The organism is Gilliamella sp. ESL1225 (assembly GCF_058502635.1).
The window spans coordinates 1,247,258-1,265,985 of the sequence record NZ_CP196358.1 but is presented as its reverse complement, the minus strand read 5'-3'; the positions used below and the strand labels follow the sequence as shown (position 1 = coordinate 1,265,985).

Here is an 18,728-nt window from a genome sequence, read left to right as displayed (position 1 = left end):
AATGAATTAAATAATTAATTTATTTTTGATTTTTGTACTAATGGTTTGTTTGATGCTATTGCATCTGCCCATCTTGTTGGCTCAGGTAAACGATAACCTCGCATTGAGTTTTTAACCCAATATAATGCCGACTCTTGACTTATTTTATGCCCTGCTGATATAAACAAAGGATTACATTTATTTTTGCTATAATACACATTGCCTATAAGCTCTTTACCATCCATTAATGGACTGATATTCCCCATCACTTTATCTAAATTTTGGTAATTACCGCAGAGTTTCGTTTTAGCTACTCCAATAGTAGGTAAATCAAGTAATAAACCGACATGAGAAGCGATACCAAGCCGCCGTGGATGCGAAGTCCCCTGTCCATCGACCATTAATAGTGATGGTCGATGATTTAACTGATCATACGCCTTTAATAAAGCGGGATATTCTCGAAAAGATAAATAACCAGGAATATAAGGAAACGTTGTTTTTACTCTTGCGATTTGATAGTCAATAATTTCAAAATCGGGATAAGATAAAACAACAATGGCAGCCCTTGTGATTTCGCCTTGCTGCTCAAAACCGACATCCGCCCCTGCAATATGCTTAATTGGTAAAGTAAATTCATCTTGTAAAATAATTTGCTCAGCTAAACATTGTTGTTGCTTTCTTAATTCGGCTAAATTAATAGACATTTTTAATTCACTCGGTATTATAACTAGCAAGATTTAAATTTTAACAGATTCATCATGCCTTTTACATTAACAACTTCTATTCAAATCCGCGAAGAAATTAAAAAAAGCCTTTTTATAGTTAATGCTGCGCCAGTGACATCGATCCAACAAGCCAATGACTTTATAGCCCTTATTAGTGATCCATCAGCAACGCATAATTGCTGGGCATGGAAAATTGGGCAACAATATCGATTTAATGATGATGGAGAACCGACAAGTACCGCCGGCAAACCTATCTTATCTGCCATTGATGGGCAAAATTGCGATCAAGTAATCATAGTCGTTACACGTTATTTTGGGGGCATCAAATTAGGCACAGGGGGATTGATTCGAGCCTATGGAGGTAGTGCTAGTCATTGCCTACAGCAAGCGCAATTGCTTGAAATAATTGAACGGATCCCTATCAATTTTGATTGCTATTATAATGAATGGTCTATTATCGAAAATAAATTAAAAGAATTAGACGCTATTTTTGAAAATCCAATTTTTGGTGCGTCAGGTGTAACCGTTAGTGTTGCGTTGACTCGTGATAATGCGCACCATTTAAAAGGTTTTTTAGCCGATTTAACTAAAGGCAGGATTTTATTAGCTTTAGATTAATAAATTTTTATCAAAACTAGTTTGTTAAAATTCTATTTTTTGTCGACCAATAAATGAATGTGACAAGGTCGTGCCATCTACCATTTCTAATTCACCACCAACTGGAACACCATGGGCAATACGAGTTGTAACAATATTGAATTCATGGCACATCTGCGCAATGAAATTAGCCGTTGCATCTCCTTCAATAGTTGGATTGGTGGCTAAAATAACCTCGTTAATTTGTTGAGTAGCAAGTCGTTCTTTTAATAGATCTAATCCAATTTCATTAGGTCCAATGCCATCTAATGGCGAAAGATGCCCTAATAATACAAAATAACGACCACTATATTGACCGGTTTGCTCAATAGCAACTATATCGGCCGGCGTTTCGACAATACAAAGTTGCGCACTCGCCTGCCGTCTAACATTAGCACATAGGCTACAAATTTCTTGTTCAGTAAAAGTGCGGCATTGTTGACAATGTCCAATGTTTGTCATCGCTTCTTGTAATAATTGGGCTAATTTGATCCCACCTTGCCTGTTACGTTGTAACAAATGAAACGCCATACGTTGCGCTGATTTAGGACCAACACCGGGAAGATAGCGTAAAGCTTCCATGAGGGATTCTAATAAAGGGCTTATTTGCATAGATAAACAGAAAAATAATTAAAAATTAGATGAATTATAGGTACATAATCATACCTTTTTTTAGTATTGATGAAAACAAAAGCCATAATGAAATTTGATTTTTTAGTGAGAATCTTATAAAAGAACTAATTAAAATCAATGTTTTTTACGCATATAAATGCGCGGCTCAATTCCTTTTGAAAGTCTAACAATATTACTAATATGGCGCAGAATAATCAAACACGATAGCATAGCAACGGGTAAGGTCAATTCCGGTTTAAAAAGCCATACATAACAAGGCGCTAGCAAAAATCCAACAATTGCAGCTAATGATGAATATCCGGTAATAGTTAAAGTAATCAGCCAAGTAAAAATAAAACATCCTGTAAAATCTAATCCAATGGGTAACATCATCCCGATGGCGGTTGCAACCCCTTTCCCCCCTTTAAAATGATTAAAGCAAGAAAAAATATGTCCTAAACAAGCGGATACCCCAACAATACCTAAAAAGAAAAACGAGATACCCATTCGATAAGCAATATAAACGGGAATAGCACCTTTTAACATATCGAAAATTAAGACAAATAAAGCGGGTAATATGCCATTGATTCTGAAAACATTCGTTGCACCAGGATTCTTTGATCCATGGGTATAAGGATCAGGTAAATGCATAAGATGACTAATAATCACCGCCCCTGATAATGATCCACAGAGATAAGCAATGATGATCATAGTTACAATTTGTAATGTCATATATCCCTCTGTAGTTGTAAAAATCAGATAAATAATCAATAACGATTATTTTACAATGCAGTGAAGAATTATATTCTTTAAGCGATTAGCCGTCAAAAGCGACCTAAAAAATTTCCATAATATAATAATTATCATATCTTCATAAGCGGGATAGTAAATCATTTAATTAGAGTATTAATTAAATGATTTTGCTTATATTATTAATGATAGTTGTATATTAAAATCAAAATTTTTATTAATTCTTCTCTTAAGTGAATAGATTATGTATTTTACTCATTCATTTTGTAAAAATCTTTCTTTATTTTTGTGTTTATTTTTTAGTGTTTTTTCTGTTTATGCCGATTTTAAAGGTAAAGTCGTTAAGGTGATTGATGGTGATACGATTGATATTTTAATAACAGATACTAAGACAATGCAAAAACAAAACATTAAGGTAAGATTGATTGACATCGATGCTCCTGAACTAAATCAAGCATTCGGTAAAGCTGCAAAAAAAGAACTTGCTTCTTACATTGCCGGTAAAAATGTTTTTGTTAAAGAAAACCAAAAAGATATCTATAATCGCTTTTTAGGGACTATTTTCTATAAGCAAAAAAATATTAATCAAAAAATGGTCGAATCTGGTTATGCATGGGCTTATCGCTTTAAAGGAAAAGCCAATAATGAAAAAATGGTAAAACGGGAAGAAGTGGCTAAAAAACAAAGACGAGGATTATGGCAAGATAAATTCCCTATAGCGCCTTGGGATTTTCGACGAAAACAAAATATATTTAAATAACAAAGGCACTAACAAATATCATGATTCGTTAATGCCTTTATTTAGTCTTCTTACAAAGAAAAGACCGAAATAGCAGAATGGCTATTTTACAATAACATTCGCTGCCGCAGGTCCACGTGGGCTATCTTGAATAGTAAATTCAACTTCTTGCCCATCCGCTAACGTTTTAAATCCATCACTAACAATAGCAGAAAAATGAACAAAGACATCTTTACTACCATCGCTTGGTGCGATAAAACCAAAACCTTTATTTTCGTTAAACCATTTTACTTGACCGGTTAATTTTGACATTTGTTGTCCCTCTTAAAAGTGTTTTTCTCAATTATTTTTAAAATTTAGCTAAAAATAAACTATTAACCATATGGTTAATTTATCACATAAAACATAGATTACTTGAGAACACTTAAAAATATAAGATGAAGAGAATTAATACTATCGAAGCAAAAAAAATTTAAGCAGAAGAAAGTAAACAACAAACCAAAAATATCAAGATGTTAAAAAATAAATCTGCATGTCATATGCGTGTTAGTATTAACGCATATATCCTTAAAAAATGCAAGCTTATTAGTTTTTTTATAATAAATTTTTTGATTATCTAAAATATTTAAATAAAAACATATCAATCTAGTACATTGTTTGATTACTATTTGATATAACCTTTTATCCATTAAATTTCAATAGCTAATAAATTTTAATAAGATAATCCATTGGATTATTTACATTTTATAAAAATACCACAATAACATCTAATCACTAATGTTATTGTGGTAATAATTAGCTTTAAATTTAAGTAATATTAGGTCATATCATTAGAACGTATAATTTATACCAATACGTGCATCAATGCTTGAATAAGCATTTTTACCTGATTGATAGCCTAATTCAGCATAACCACCAAAACTATCATTTACATTACCATTTACCCCCGCTTTAATTTCAAAAAGGTTTTTAGCCATATCTGAGGTAATATGGTGACCATTTACTTTAAGAGCGGCATCATTTGAATGATAAACCCAGTTTGTTTCAATATAAGGTAACATACCAACTGTGTCATTAGTATGAATGCCATAATAACGTCCACCTAATTTAAATTCGGCACCATCAAAGTTTAAATCCGAAAATTTGGTTTTAGTACTATCTTTAAAAGAATCACTATTTAACCAGGTATAACCTAAATGAATACGAGGTTCAATAAACCACTTATAATGATCGATATCATTTTGTCGAATTAAAAATCCATAACCTGCAATCGTATTTAATTTAACAGCCGAACTATCATAAGTTGAGTTTTTAAGATCCCCGCTCGCATTTAACTTATTTTTAAACCAGTTATATTGAGCATTACCTTCTAGATTAAATCCACCATTATGACGATCTTGTTGCCAATCACCATATATACCTACACTATATCCATTAACATCACCGGATGCTTTGCTACCGGTTTGGCGAGAATGGGTATTATTACTTGTATGCCCTATAGCGCCATATACCCCTGCTGTCATTTGATCATATTTTAATAAATCTATCCCCAATACCATTTCAGAGCTTTTAATTTTTGTTTTTTGCTTACCACTTAATAAATCAGTTTCTAATTTATTAAAATGGTAATAACCCCATACAGTCTGATCTATCGAACGTTTAGCTGTATCTCGCCATATTCTTTGAGCAGCATCATTAAATAATATTAATGAAGAGAGCTGATTAGATAAAGTTCCACCAATGCTAATATTCATCAATCGTTTCAATGGTTTACTAGGTTTAGGTATTTCAGGTGGATTATCCGGTAAAACAGGAATTATTGGAAAATCTGGATTTAAAGTAATATCTGGATCCAATGGACGATTTGGATCTAAAGGTAATTCAGGATCGATGGGTAAATGTGGAACTAAAGGAAGTTCCGGAACCTCTGCAATGCTAGGAGGTATTGGTGTAGGTGTAGGTATTGGATTAGGTATTGGTGCCGGCGGAGGTAATTCTATATTATTTAAATACCAGTTCCCATTAGAATTATGATTTAAAATATATTCATATAAACCCGCTCTAACAGGATGCTGTAATGAAAAATTAGCATTACTCAAACCACTAATAGTAATAATTTCAATACCATTTTCTAAATTAGTTGTTGGGCGCCCTTCTCCTTGTGGGGTTACATCTACAAAACCTGAGCCATCAGCATCACCATTTATAACCAATTTATCTGTAGTTTGCGCATCAAAATCAGTCGTTAAACGAATAGTAGACTCATCTGTAAAAGTCACATTGCCATTTAATGTTAACGTTCCTAACGTGTGATTATTACCACGCGTCACTGAATTTGAAAATTGATGATCTTGATAATCAGGGATAGCATAACGATCGCCATCAGGAGCAATAGTGCCCGAAATTAAAAAACCATCTGTAGTTGTGATTGAACCACCACCGGCTATTGTCCCTTTCTCATCGACGCTAACTATACCAGATCCAGAAGCATCTAAATTTCCGTCCGTTACAACACGTAATGTCCCTTCTTCAACACTAACCGAATCTCCAGTTATCCCCATAGTATACAATTTATTATATCCGACAAATTGTACATAACCCTCCCCGGCCTTTATCATGCTATTTCCCCCGATAGTTCCACTATCTATAGGATCATCAAAATAGACATTGTTATCTCCCGAAATCAATAATTGAGTATTACCATTTAAATAAATAGAATTGGCATTTCCTCCTGTTGACTCATTAGCAGGAACATTGACATAATTATCTTTAAAGGCAATATGGCCCGCATCAGTTGCCAAAGAGAGAAGATTTGACGATTTTTGATTATTGTTATTACCTTCCATATAAATCGCGCCACCTAAACTCGTTGCACCCTGCCCAACAAGGTTACCGGTAAAATAACTATTACCTGACAAATAAAGATCATGAAAGGCATAAATAGCTCCCCCGGCATATTGTGCTGAACTCGCTGTTGCTTGATTGTTACCGGCACGATTTTCATAAAAATAAGCCCCTTCTCCTAACTGAATCGTATCATGTATAAGTTTACTATTTGAGGCATCATTTTGATAATTAACACTCACTTTACTATAAATAGCACCACCGAAAGCGTAACCTTTAGAAGTAATATCAATAACGGAATTGTTAGCAAATGTTGCATTACTTCCTATCGACATAGTATTATTCATATCGCCATTGATTACGGCACCAGACTCCGTTGATGTAGCATCATATTGCGACAATGTAAGTGCATAAATTGCCCCACCAAGCTGATCGGCAGTATTACCATAAAAAAGAGCACCATTTCCAACAGAAATTAATGAATTGACAGTATCTGTAATACTACTTAATTTTGACCCGTTGGTATTAGGTAAGCCGCCTTGCGAAACTGTTTCAACCGCAATACCACCGCCATTACTATAGGTACCCGCGTTATTTAATGAAAAATTCGCATTATCACCAAATTGAATATTTGAAGATGCTGAACCTGATACGGTTTTAGCACCATAATACGGGGTTAGTGTAAGTAATGTTTTATAATAAATTCCGCCACCAAATCCAGGATTACTCCCGTTTGATGTACCATTATTAGCTTGATTTTGGATAAACTGAGCTCCCTCACCAAAGGTTAAATTATTACTAATAGTTGGAAAAGCACTATTATTAATCCCCCTTGCAAAGCTATATATTGCACCACCACTAGAGCGCCCATTTGTTACATTACTTCTAAATTTAACGTTATCACCAAAGCCCATATTAATCGTATTATTCAAATCGGCTTGTTGCGATGAAGCGTAAATCGCACCGCCGTAACTTGAAGTTGATGTTTGATTACCTATAAATGATAAATTACCGGCGTTGTTTACTGATAAGTTAATCTGTCCATTTGTATTTGGATTTAAATTTATCGCCCCACCATTTTTACCACTACTAGGAAGACTATATTGAAAAGAAAGCGTCTGATTTCCTTGTGCAGGATCAAAGTTAATATCTAATTGACCATCGGTAATATTTTGTCTACTTAATTCAGTATTTGAATTAGTAACATCTATTTGTGTTGCCAGCACATTGAATGGAATTAAAGTCGATAAATAAGCGGATAAAGGTAAAATACCTAATTTTTTTAAAGGGAATTTTGCAATAGTTTGATTAGTTAATTTTATTGTAGAATGAATTTTATTACTTATATCACATTTATTCTGAAAAACTATTTTATTCGTCTTAGTCATATAGTCACCTTGTTTTGATTAATTTAAAATCAAGTTATTTCACTAAATAAGCATTAAAAACTGACATTATATAAATTTCATAATCGTCAAATAATTTTAAAAAACTATGTAAATAAATGGCAAATAGGTAAAAAAATGATAAAAAACAAAAAATTAATTAATGATTGGTTTATTAATTTTAATCTTTTTTAATAAAGTGACAAGATCAACTAACGAATAATTTAATTGTTGCATAAATAATTGATAAGAAAATACTTTATGGCTCATTTCATCTAATTGAGATTCCCAATGTGCTGTCATATCAGGAGTCGACATCATTTCAGGCAAACAAGTAATTAAGGTGCGACCGATTGGCGTTGCTTTAATGGATTTTCCTTGGCGGATTAAAAAATTTCGTTTAAATAATAATTCAATAATACCCGCTCTTGTCGCCTCGGTGCCAAGTCCATCTGTTTCTCTTAGAATTTTTTTAATTTCAGGATCTTTTACAAAACGTGCGATACCGGTTAATGCAGATAATAACGTCGCATCATTAAATGGCTTAGGTGGCTGAGTTTCTTTTATAAGTAGATCAGTATCACAACATAATACTTTATCTCCTTTTTTAACCAATTTGCTAAGCAAGACATTATTTTCTTGTTCAGAACTAACTTTATTTTTATCTTCAATTTTATTATTTTTAAAAAGAACCTTCCAACCCTCATCTAACATTTGTGTTGCTTTTGCGATAAATTTACCCCCAGTAATTACCACATCAATTTGTAATTCTGCATAACGATAAACAGGATAAAATTGCGCCAAATACTGTAAAGCGATTGTGTTATAAACTGCGATTTCTTGTGTCGATAATGTCGCTAATTTTATTTTAGCAAATGTTGGAATAATGGCATGATGAGCGGTAATTTTCTTATCATCCCACGTTTTGGAACGGATCGTAAAATCGGCTTGTTCAATGGCACTTAATAAATCAGGGCAATTATTTAAAATTGCCGCTTTAATTTGATTTATTTGCTTTAGATGATCGCTGGGCAGATAACGACAGTCAGAGCGTGGATATGTAATCAATTTATGTTTTTCATATAACGATTGGCAAATATCTAATACTTGTTGAGCCGTGAATCCCTGTTTTTTAGCCATCTCGATTTGCAAACTGGATAAATTAAATGGTAATGGCTGACTAAGTTCACGTTTTTTATTACTTACTTGCGTCACAATACCATCTTTACCTAAAATTCGTTGGCAAACATTCTCGGCTAATCCTTTATGTAAAATTCGTCCTTCTTCATCTTGAAAGGGGGCACATGCTTCACTTGGTTGCCATTTGGCTCGAAAAGTTTCATTATGTTCTGTCTGTAAAACGGCAAAAACTTCATAAAAAGGTTTGGCAATAAATTGCTCGATCTCCTGATCACGACGCACAATTAATCCTAAAATTGGCGTTTGTACACGCCCTATAGAAATCATACCTTGATAACCTGTTTTACGGCTAATAAGAGTACATACACGACTCATATTAATGCCATATAACCAATCAGCTCTTGCCCTGGCAAGGGCTGAGGTTGAAAGTGGAATAAAATCTTGATTATTTTTAAGATTTTTTAATGAGTTTATTATGGCGCTTGCATTTAAATCACTAATTAAACAACGTTTAATATTTTTACGTTTTTCATTAGGTAATTGGCAATAATTTAATACTTCATCAACCAGTAATTGCCCTTCTCTATCAGGATCGCCGGCATGAACAATTTCATCAGCAGATTTAATTAATTTTGTTAAGATATCAAATTGTTTTTTAGTATTTGCTTTAGGAATCAAAAACCATTTATCAGGAATAATCGGTAAATCTTGCAATTGCCATTTTTTATAACGTTTATCATAATCTTCTGGCATTGCTTGCTCTAATAAATGCCCAATACACCAGCTAACGATGTCACCATTACTTGCTTGAATATAACCTTCTTTTGATTGTAATGGTTTAGGTAAAACATCGGCGATAGCTCGAGCAAGGCTAGGTTTTTCGGCAATATATAACATGTTGAATCGATTTAAATGATAAATTAAGGCTATTTGATTATAAATCAGCTGCAGCGAATCGTCATCTGTAAGCTGATTTAATTATTAAAAATTATCACTAAAATTTCTGCGAAAAATAAAGAAACATTGAAACTTTGCTATGACTATTTTCGTTAAAACCATTTTTTAGACTTAAGCCATACAATAACAAAAATAGCAATACCAAATAAAATCGCTGCAAAAATACCAAATGACCATTTTTCATTATTAAAAGGTATACCTGCCAAATTAACACCAAATAAACTTGCTAAAAAAGTAATCGGTAAAAAAATAAGTGTCCATAATGTCATAAAATAAATACGTTTGTTCATTGATTCGGTTAATAACGAATTGATTTGTTCCATAATCGAATTTAAACGTAATATGCTTGTATCAATATCTGATAAATTATGTGTTAAACGGGTCGAAACATCGTGCAAATGTTGCCTATCATTATCATCAATCCATGACACCCTTTCTGTCGCAATTTTTACAAAAATATCACGCTCAGGCACTAAGATCCGTCTTAAAATATTTAAACGACGACGTACATGACCTATTTCGTTATGCGAATAAAGATGCTCATTTAAAACTTTATCTTCAAGCTTAACAATCGTGTTATGAATATTATCAAAGAAGTTATTCGCTTGATCGGTTAATAAATCTGAAAATTGGATAAGCCAATCGGCAACATCGACAGGTCCTATTCCCTTATCGAGATTATGAGTGATATCTAAAATCATATCATTTTGTTTACGATGGGTTGAAATAATTAAATTATCGGCAATATAAAAACGAAAAGCGACAATCGAATCTAATTCAGGATCATGAGAGACATTTATGCCCTTTAACGTTACTAAAATACCCGTGTCAAATCGAGCTTCTTTAGGGCTTAAATCATGGTCAAGTAAAGCTTTTTTGGCTAATTCAGGTAATAAATCAGTCGAATTAACCCAATTAATGGTTGCTGGTAAGGTATAATCAAGATGGATCCAACAAGGCGTTTCGGTCGTCGCTTTTAATTTACTTTTATTATTATCATCTATTTTTATTGCATAACCTTTGCCGTCGAGCAAACAACAATAAATTGGATCAGATTTTAATAAGGTTTCGACAGGGATTGGTTTAACTTTATTAGAAGGTTTAAGCAAAGCTGAAAGAGACATTTGATCACCTTTTACCTTTAATGGAGGATTCAATGTTGATTAATTAAATAATTGTTAAACAAAAGCTAGTAAAGGTACTAATATAGCAAAAAGATAATAAAAAGCAAAAAGATAGCAAAAAAATGTAATTCTTCATCAAACTCATTATTTATAATTTAATGAGTTTAATAATTTAAAATAAAAATAATAAAATGGATAATAAGTTTAACGGCGTCTTATTAATCACTCTGTAAAAATCGATTCTGTAAAATTTGATTAACTGTCGTCACGATGGCTTGTGTTTGACTATCAATTTCAATATTGACCTTATCGCCAACTTTTTTAAATTGTAAAGTGGTAATTGCTAACGTTTCTGGAATTAAATGCAGATTAAAATGATCCTCTCCCACATTACCAATCGTTAAACTTGCACCATCTATACCAATAAATCCTTTATATAAAACATAAGGCATAAATTGTTTTGGTAGTTGTATAGTCATTTGACAATTGGTTTCTGTCTTTAAAATGTTAGTAATTTTGCCCCTACAGGCAATATGACCTGACATTAAATGCCCCCCGATTTCATCACCAAATTTAGCAGCACGTTCAATATTAACAAAATCAGATATTTGTTTATCACCTAACGTAGTTAAGGCAAGTGTTTCAGACATAATATCAAACGTTACCCAATCATCGGCATGAGAGGTAACGGTTAAACAACAACCATCATTAGCTATTGAGGCACCTTGTTGTATATCAGAGGTAAGGTGAGCGGGTAATCTTATTTTATATTGCCTCAATTCTTCACTATCTCTAATTTCAATTATTTGCCCCATACCTTGCACAATACCTGTAAACATACTTAAACCATCCTATTAACTGTAAAAACGGTTTATAATAACGTATCTTGATTGTGATTTTCTATTATTTAGTATAATTTTTAACTATCAAGTAAGCCGAAAATATATAATTTAAAATTAGGGATTTTTCGCATGTTTAAAGTTATTGTGGCTATTGCGATAGGATCAATTGCAGGCGGTTTATTGCGGTGGTTCTTATCATTAAAATTTAATTATGCTTCAAATAGTATTTCTTTAGGCACCTTAGCCTGTAATTTAATCGCAGGTTATATTATTGGCTTTGCTGTCGCTTTTTTCAATCAGTCTAGCCTACCTCAAGAATGGCGAGTACTTGTAATTACAGGATTTTGTGGAGGCTTATCAACTTTTTCTACCTTTTCGCTTGAGATAGTAAATCTATTACAAGCGGGACGTATTAATATGGTACTCTTTACTATCGCATGTCATCTTTTTGGCTCAATTCTAATGACTTACTTGGGAATTTTAACATTTGAATCATTGAAAAATTAATAAAATCAAGATAATTGAACACTATCTAATAAACAAAAAAATAACTTTACTTATCAAAAATACTGTATTAATATCCACTGTATATTAATACAGTTTAACAGGTATTTTATGTTAATTGAAAATTCAACAAAGCAACTATTAGCCTTTAATTTTGAGTCACCATTTCAACAAGTTTTACAGCAACAAGGTATTTTATTACGTAAATATAATAAAATGAATAAATGGCAATTATGGCTTTCAGATAGACCAATGTTAAAACGTGCTTGGATTGATATTGCCGGTTTAGATAAACAAAAAGTGGTGCAACTTGTTAATCTTCAACAAGACAATTTAATTACTGTTATCGAAAAGGCCTTGCTTTGCCATACTTGTAGCTATGTAGTTGCTAGCATAAAACATTTAACTCAAGCAAATAAACAACGCTTATTACAAACTGTTAAAATTAGTGATACACCACTGATTTTAGTTGATGATTAATCACTCTTCTAAAAGATGATTCAAAATAAATTTTTATTTAAATTTTAAATACATAATAAATCAAAAGTGCTAATATCTAAAAACGACATACTTTAACCCTGGCATACATTTAAATTTTAAATACCCTTTTTTAGTTAAGTCAAAAATTAGGCTGTATAAAATGAAGTTGGCATGCTAACTTGCTTGTTTCTCCATTTAGAGTCGTTTTTTATTGATATAAATGAAGTTATGTTTAATTAATCATTAATAGGAATATCCAATGAAATCATTACAATCTAACTTTGCTTTACTTATCTTACGCCTTGCACTTGGAATTATGTATCTTTCTCATGGTTTAACCAAGTTATTAATAAACACGCCTTCCGGCACAGCTGCTTATTTTGAATCGATAGGCTTTCCTGCTTACGCGGCTTATTTAACAATAATCTTTGAAATTGGTGGCGGGGCTTTTTTAATTATTGGTATTTTTACTCGTTTAATTTCTTTTTTAGCTTTTTTACAAATGATTGTTATCTGTTTTGTACACGCACCTCATGGCTTTGCATTTCAAAACCCCGGTGGCGGTTGGGAATATCCCGCATTTATGGCATTAGTTGCTTTAGCTATGGCATTATTAGGTAGTGGTAAAATCGCACTTTTACCTAACTTTAATAAAAATGAAATTTATTAATTATTAAAAATTAATGACAAAAATGTTGCTGATTGCTTAAATCTGTTATATTTTGTAAAAGTTTTCAGCAAATTATATTTGGAAATTAAAAGAATGAACTGTTCTTGCTTATTAAATACAATGCACCATCATCATCATGATTCCTGACTCGTCTTCGGGCATCATGTGCTGGAAGGCAAAATCTTCCGGTGCAATGCAGAAACAGTAAAAAACCCCCGGAAGATTTATCTTCCGGGGGTTTTTTATTATTCAACTAAATTTAAAAAATAATTGGAGAAGTTCATGTTAGATAATTCACGTTTACGTATCGCCATGCAAAAATCCGGACGCTTAAGTGAGGACTCAAAAAAATTACTCGCTCAATGTGGAATAAAAATCAATCTTCAAGAACAACGATTAATTGCCTTTGCCGAAAATATGCCGATTGATATCCTTCGTGTTCGCGATGATGACATTCCGGGGTTGATTATAGATGGTGTTGTAGATATAGGTATTATTGGCGAAAATGTTTTAGAAGAAGAAGTCTTATCAAGACAAGCTGAAGGACAAAATCCACATTATATAAAATTACGCAATTTAGATTTTGGTGAATGCCGCCTTTCACTTGCCGCTCCCAATGATTTTGTCTATACCGATGTAACATGTTTAGATAACTTACGTATCGCGACAACTTATCCTCATTTACTTAGAAGATATTTGCAAAGTAAAAACGTTAATTTTAAGATTTGCTTATTAACAGGATCGGTCGAAGTTGCCCCAAGGGCAGGACTTGCAGATTGTATTTGCGATCTCGTTTCAAGTGGCGCAACACTTGAAGCTAATGGTCTAAAAGAGGTCGACGTTATCTATCGTTCTAAAGCTTGCCTGATACAACGCACCGGGGAAATGTCTGCCACAAAACAAGCCTTAATTGATAAAATTCTAACGAGAATTCAAGGTGTAATTCAAGCTAGAGAATCTAAATATATTATGCTGCACGCGCCAACTCACGTTCTTGAACAAGTCGTTGCATTATTACCTGGTGCTGAGCATCCAACCATTTTGCCCTTAACGGGTGATCAAAACCGAGTTGCCTTGCATATGGTCAGTAGTGAAACTTTATTTTGGGAAACAATGGAAAAACTTAAAGCGCTTGGTGCAAGTTCCATATTAGTATTACCCATTGAAAAAATGATGGAGTAACAAAATGAAAATTTATATTTGGCAACAATATAATACTGTTGAACAAGCTAATTTACTCAAACGCCCTGCGTTATCATTATCAAAATCGATTAACCAAAATGTTAATCAAATTCTAATGCAAGTTAAACAACAAGGTGATAAAGCAATAAAGGACTTAACGCAACAATTTGATAAAACAGCAATTACAACAATAAAATTAACCGCTAACGAAATAGATACCGCTGCAAATCGTGTAGAGTCTAAATTAAAACAAGCTATGCAATTAGCAGCTCAAAACATTACTAAATTTCATACGGCACAAATTAAAGAAACGATCACTGTTGAAACGCAAAAAGGCATAATTTGTCAACAAGTCACTCGTGCTATAAATTCCGTTGGGTTATATATTCCTGGCGGATCGGCGCCTTTATTATCAACTGTATTAATGCTCGGTATCCCGGCACAAATTGCTAAATGCCGTAAAATTATTCTTTGTTCCCCGCCTCCGATTGCTAATGAAATCTTATTTGCTGCAAAATTATGCGGTATTAGTGATATTTATCAAATTGGAGGAGCTCAAGCGATTGCCGCAATGGCATATGGTACAGAATCGGTACCTAAGGTTGCCAAAATTTTTGGACCCGGCAATGCTTATGTAACCGAAGCTAAAAGACAAGTCAGTGAACAAATTGACGGAGCAGCAATTGATATGCCAGCAGGTCCGTCAGAAGTTTTAGTCATAGCAGATGAAACAGCAGATCCTGCTTTTATTGCGGCCGATTTATTATCACAAGCAGAGCATGGACCGGATTCACAAGTTATCTTACTGACTCCAAATGAAAATATCGCCCAAAAAGTTGCTGATGAAGTTGAAAAACAGCTTGCTGTACTTTCACGAAAAGATATAGCTGAAAAAGCATTACAAGAAAGTCGTATTATTATTACTCAAGATTTAGCTGAGTGTGTCGCGATAAGTAATCGATATGGACCGGAGCACCTTATCATTCAAACACAAAATGCCGATACACTTGTGAATAAAATTGACAATGCGGGCAGCGTATTTTTAGGCGACTGGTCTCCAGAAGCCGCGGGTGATTATGCCTCGGGTACCAACCATGTTTTACCAACATATGGTTATACTGCAACTTATTCCAGCTTAGGCTTGGCAGATTTTCAAAAAAGAATGACGATTCAAAAATTAACCGCCGAAGGACTAGAAGCAATTGGCAAAGCGGTGGAATTGATGGCTGCTGCCGAAAAATTAACCGCGCATAAAAATGCCATCACGATTAGATTAGATAAATTAAAGGCAAACCATGATTAATTATTTTACTTAACCATTACTTTATTTATGGTTAAGCATTTATTAAATGTGAATAAAAAAAGAAAGTAACCTAATTAAAATTATCGACTAGCAGGTAAATAACATGGATATCAATCAATTAGTTCGAAAAAACGTTCAAAAATTAACACCTTATCAATCTGCCAGACGCATCGGCGGACATGGTGATATTTGGTTAAATGCCAATGAATACCCTATTGCTGAAGAATTTACGCTAACCTTATCTCATTTAAATCGCTATCCTCAGCCACAACCTACGGAATTATTAGCACATTATGCTGATTATGCCAATGTTAAAACGGAACAATTATTAGTTTGTCGAGGAGCAGATGAAGCCATTGAATTATTAATGCGTGCTTTTTGTGAACCGTCAAAAGATAGTATTTTATATTGTCCACCAACTTATGGGATGTACCATGTCAGTGCAGAAACTTTAGGTATTAACATTAAAACAGTTCATACTAATACTCATTGGCAATTAAATCTTACTGAAATTGAACAGTCACTTGATACGGTTAAATTAATTTATATTTGCTCGCCTAATAATCCGACAGGCAACTTAATCAATCCTGCTGATATACAAAAATTACTTAATCTGACAAAAAATAAAGCCTTGGTTGTGATTGATGAGGCCTATATAGAATTTTCAGCTCAAGCAACAGTTACCACATGGCTCGAAGATTATGAACATTTAGTAATTTTACGCACTTTATCAAAAGCATTTGCCTTAGCCGGCTTACGTTGTGGGTTTGTGATTGCCAATAAACCTGTTATTGATGTATTACAAAAAGTGATTGCTCCTTATCCTATCCCCTCGCCTGTTGCAAAAATTGCTGAACAAGCATTAAGCAAACAGGGTATAGACGAAATGAAGCAGCGAGTTAATTTAATTAATAATGAAAAGAAAAAACTACAAGATAAACTTATGCAATTAGCCATTGTTGAACAAGTTTATCAAAGTGGCGGCAATTATCTTTGTGTCAAATTTGCGGCTGATAAAGACGTTTTTAAACGTTTATGGGATAAAGGTATTATCCTACGCGATCAGAGCAAGTCTATGTTGACATCGGGTCTTATACGCATAACTATTGGCAATCCTGATGAATGCGAAGCCTTAATTGAGGCATTAAATTTACTGACTGAGGACTACCCATGTTAGAAAAATATTTATTTATCGATCGTGATGGAACATTGATTAGTGAGCCACCTTTAGACTTTCAAATCGATAGTTATGAAAAACTTAAGTTTGAAAAGAACGTCATTCCATCTTTACTTAAATTAAAAAATGCGGGTTATAAATTCGTTATGATTACTAACCAAGATGGTTTAGGTACCGAAAGTTTTCCCCAAGCTGATTTTCTTGGACCACATAATTTAATGTTAAATATTTTCAATTCACAAGGGATCGATTTTATTGATGTCTTAATATGCCCCCATTTTGAGGCAGATAACTGTTCATGTCGTAAGCCAAATATTAAACTTGTCTTACCATATTTAATAAATGGTAAATTGGATAAATTAAATAGTTATGTTATTGGTGACAGGGTAACGGATATGCAATTAGCTAAAAATATGCAAATCCAAGGTTTACTCTATGATCCTCTCGGAAAAAACCAACAGAAATTAGATTGGGATGAAATTACTGCACGACTAACCACTAAAGACCGTTATGCAAAGGTCATCCGTAATACTAAAGAAACACAAATTCTTGTTGAAGTTTGGTTAGATAGACAAGGCTCAAATCAAATACAAACCGGTATCGGTTTTTTTGATCATATGTTAGATCAAATTGCAACTCATGGTGGGATACGGCTAAATATTCAAGTTCAAGGCGATCTCCATATTGATGATCATCACACCATAGAAGATACCGGTCTTGCGCTCGGTGAAGCGTTAAAAATTGCTTTAGGTGATAAACGAGGCATAGCACGTTATGCATCAATCATTCCAATGGATGAATGTTTAGCACATTGTGCAATCGATATATCTGGTCGTCCTTATCTTAAATTTTCGGCAGATTTTAGTTATCCGAAAGTTGGCGAAATGAGTACACAAATGGTTGAACACTTTTTTTACTCCTTAAGTTATGCCATGGCAATAACCTTGCATCTTGATACAGACGGAACTAACGATCACCATAAAATCGAAAGCTTATTTAAAGCTTTTGCCCGCTGCTTAAAACAAGCTATCGTCATAAATAGTGAAAGTTTACCGAGTTCTAAAGGAGTCTTATAATGAGAATTATCATAATAGACACGGGCTGCGCGAATTTATCCTCCGTTAATTATGCCATTAAACGGTTAGGCTATCAGCCAATTATCTCATATGACGCAAAACAAATTCTTCAAGCAGATAAATTATTATTACCCGGCGTCGGTACCGCCTCTGCCGCCATGCAAAAATTACAAGAACGCGGTTTAATTGATTTAATCAAAGAAACAACTAAACCCATTTTAGGGATCTGTCTTGGTATGCAACTTTTAGCCTCACATAGCGCCGAAGGCAATATAAAAACATTAGATATTATCAACAGCCCCGTAACAGCAATACCTAATCATCATTTACCACTGCCTCATATGGGATGGAATAAAGTTTATGACGAAGATAATCATCCCTTGTTTCGTCATATCCCGAAAGGAGCTTATTTTTATTTTGTACATGGCTATGCCATACCATTGATTAGCAATACTATTGCCAAAACGCATTATGGAGAAAATTTTAGTGCGGCCATTCAAAAAGAAAATTTTTATGGCGTACAATTTCATCCTGAGCGATCTGGACAAGCTGGGGCAACACTTTTACAAAATTTTTTGGAGATGTAATTATGTCTAATTCACC

18 protein-coding genes and 1 other annotated feature are annotated in these 18,728 nt (G+C 33.5%); of the genes, 10 read left to right on the top strand and 8 right to left on the bottom strand.

Going from position 1 to position 18,728, the window contains the following annotated elements:
• Positions 1–14 precede the first annotated feature (14 nt).
• Positions 15–683, bottom strand: coding sequence for a deoxyribonuclease V (gene nfi / locus ACSYSW_RS05715; RefSeq protein ID WP_491705971.1), 669 nt, complete (start codon positions 681–683; stop codon positions 15–17).
• A 54-nt stretch (positions 684–737) separates the two neighbouring features.
• On the opposite strand from nfi, the gene ACSYSW_RS05710 reads away from it, so the two are divergent.
• Entirely contained in the window at positions 738–1,322 is a 585-nt protein-coding gene (locus ACSYSW_RS05710; RefSeq protein ID WP_491705972.1) for an IMPACT family protein, read from the top strand.
• Between the two features lie 24 nt (positions 1,323–1,346).
• Here ACSYSW_RS05710 and recR read toward each other — a convergent pair whose 3' ends face one another.
• Positions 1,347–1,952 carry a recombination mediator RecR gene (recR, locus tag ACSYSW_RS05705; RefSeq protein ID WP_491705973.1) on the bottom strand — a complete coding sequence of 202 codons (606 nt, stop codon included), beginning with the start codon at positions 1,950–1,952 and terminating at the stop codon, positions 1,347–1,349.
• A gap of 135 nt (positions 1,953–2,087) precedes the next feature.
• Positions 2,088–2,684: a glycerol-3-phosphate 1-O-acyltransferase PlsY gene (plsY, locus tag ACSYSW_RS05700; protein ID WP_491705974.1), complete on the bottom strand. Its 597-nt coding sequence runs from the start codon at positions 2,682–2,684 to the stop codon at positions 2,088–2,090.
• Positions 2,685–2,946: 262 nt separating this feature from the next.
• Between plsY and ACSYSW_RS05695 the strand changes: the two genes are divergently transcribed.
• Positions 2,947–3,462, top strand: coding sequence for a thermonuclease family protein (locus ACSYSW_RS05695; RefSeq protein ID WP_491705975.1), 516 nt, complete (start codon positions 2,947–2,949; stop codon positions 3,460–3,462).
• 81 nt (positions 3,463–3,543) lie between these two features.
• Here the strand turns inward: ACSYSW_RS05695 and cspE are convergent, their stop codons facing one another.
• The 5 genes from cspE to ACSYSW_RS05670 all read right to left on the bottom strand — a co-directional run bounded on the left by cspE (position 3,544) and on the right by ACSYSW_RS05670 (position 11,730).
• Positions 3,544–3,753 carry a transcription antiterminator/RNA stability regulator CspE gene (gene cspE / locus ACSYSW_RS05690; RefSeq protein ID WP_491705976.1) on the bottom strand — a complete coding sequence of 70 codons (210 nt, stop codon included), beginning with the start codon at positions 3,751–3,753 and terminating at the stop codon, positions 3,544–3,546.
• A 518-nt stretch (positions 3,754–4,271) separates the two neighbouring features.
• Positions 4,272–7,673 carry an autotransporter family protein gene (locus tag ACSYSW_RS05685; RefSeq protein ID WP_491705977.1) on the bottom strand — a complete coding sequence of 1,134 codons (3,402 nt, stop codon included), beginning with the start codon at positions 7,671–7,673 and terminating at the stop codon, positions 4,272–4,274.
• A gap of 153 nt (positions 7,674–7,826) precedes the next feature.
• Positions 7,827–9,707 carry a DNA topoisomerase III gene (locus ACSYSW_RS05680; protein ID WP_491705978.1) on the bottom strand — a complete coding sequence of 627 codons (1,881 nt, stop codon included), beginning with the start codon at positions 9,705–9,707 and terminating at the stop codon, positions 7,827–7,829.
• A gap of 152 nt (positions 9,708–9,859) precedes the next feature.
• A complete protein-coding gene (gene zntB / locus ACSYSW_RS05675; RefSeq protein ID WP_491705979.1) occupies positions 9,860–10,891 on the bottom strand; it encodes a zinc transporter ZntB in 1,032 nt (343 codons plus the stop codon).
• 218 nt (positions 10,892–11,109) lie between these two features.
• On the bottom strand, positions 11,110–11,730 hold the full coding sequence (locus ACSYSW_RS05670; protein ID WP_491705980.1) for a riboflavin synthase subunit alpha: 621 nt from the start codon (positions 11,728–11,730) through the stop codon (positions 11,110–11,112).
• 132 nt (positions 11,731–11,862) lie between these two features.
• Between ACSYSW_RS05670 and crcB the strand changes: the two genes are divergently transcribed.
• From crcB to hisH, 8 genes are all read left to right on the top strand, one after another.
• Complete coding sequence (gene crcB / locus ACSYSW_RS05665; protein WP_491705981.1) at positions 11,863–12,240, top strand: fluoride efflux transporter CrcB; 378 nt, start codon at positions 11,863–11,865, stop codon at positions 12,238–12,240.
• 108 nt (positions 12,241–12,348) lie between these two features.
• On the top strand, positions 12,349–12,717 hold the full coding sequence (locus ACSYSW_RS05660) for a SulA-like leucine-rich domain-containing protein (protein ID WP_491705982.1): 369 nt from the start codon (positions 12,349–12,351) through the stop codon (positions 12,715–12,717).
• A gap of 259 nt (positions 12,718–12,976) precedes the next feature.
• The gene (locus tag ACSYSW_RS05655) at positions 12,977–13,387 is read left to right on the top strand and encodes a DoxX family protein (protein ID WP_491705983.1); all 411 of its coding nucleotides are present in this window, start codon (positions 12,977–12,979) and stop codon (positions 13,385–13,387) included.
• A 128-nt stretch (positions 13,388–13,515) separates the two neighbouring features.
• Positions 13,516–13,634, top strand: a sequence feature (His leader region).
• Positions 13,635–13,669: 35 nt separating this feature from the next.
• Positions 13,670–14,569, top strand: a complete 900-nt coding sequence (gene hisG / locus ACSYSW_RS05650) for an ATP phosphoribosyltransferase (protein WP_491706174.1) — start codon at positions 13,670–13,672, stop codon at positions 14,567–14,569.
• 4 nt (positions 14,570–14,573) lie between these two features.
• Positions 14,574–15,872, top strand: coding sequence for a histidinol dehydrogenase (gene hisD / locus ACSYSW_RS05645; RefSeq protein WP_491705984.1), 1,299 nt, complete (start codon positions 14,574–14,576; stop codon positions 15,870–15,872).
• Between the two features lie 103 nt (positions 15,873–15,975).
• The gene (gene hisC, locus ACSYSW_RS05640; RefSeq protein WP_491705985.1) at positions 15,976–17,049 is read left to right on the top strand and encodes a histidinol-phosphate transaminase; all 1,074 of its coding nucleotides are present in this window, start codon (positions 15,976–15,978) and stop codon (positions 17,047–17,049) included.
• Positions 17,043–18,125 carry a bifunctional histidinol-phosphatase/imidazoleglycerol-phosphate dehydratase HisB gene (gene hisB / locus ACSYSW_RS05635; RefSeq protein WP_491705986.1) on the top strand — a complete coding sequence of 361 codons (1,083 nt, stop codon included), beginning with the start codon at positions 17,043–17,045 and terminating at the stop codon, positions 18,123–18,125. Before hisC ends, hisB begins: the two co-directional genes overlap by 7 nt.
• Positions 18,125–18,712, top strand: a complete 588-nt coding sequence (gene hisH, locus ACSYSW_RS05630) for an imidazole glycerol phosphate synthase subunit HisH (RefSeq protein WP_491705987.1) — start codon at positions 18,125–18,127, stop codon at positions 18,710–18,712. The genes hisB and hisH overlap by 1 nt, the downstream gene beginning before the upstream one ends.
• Positions 18,713–18,728 lie beyond the last annotated feature (16 nt).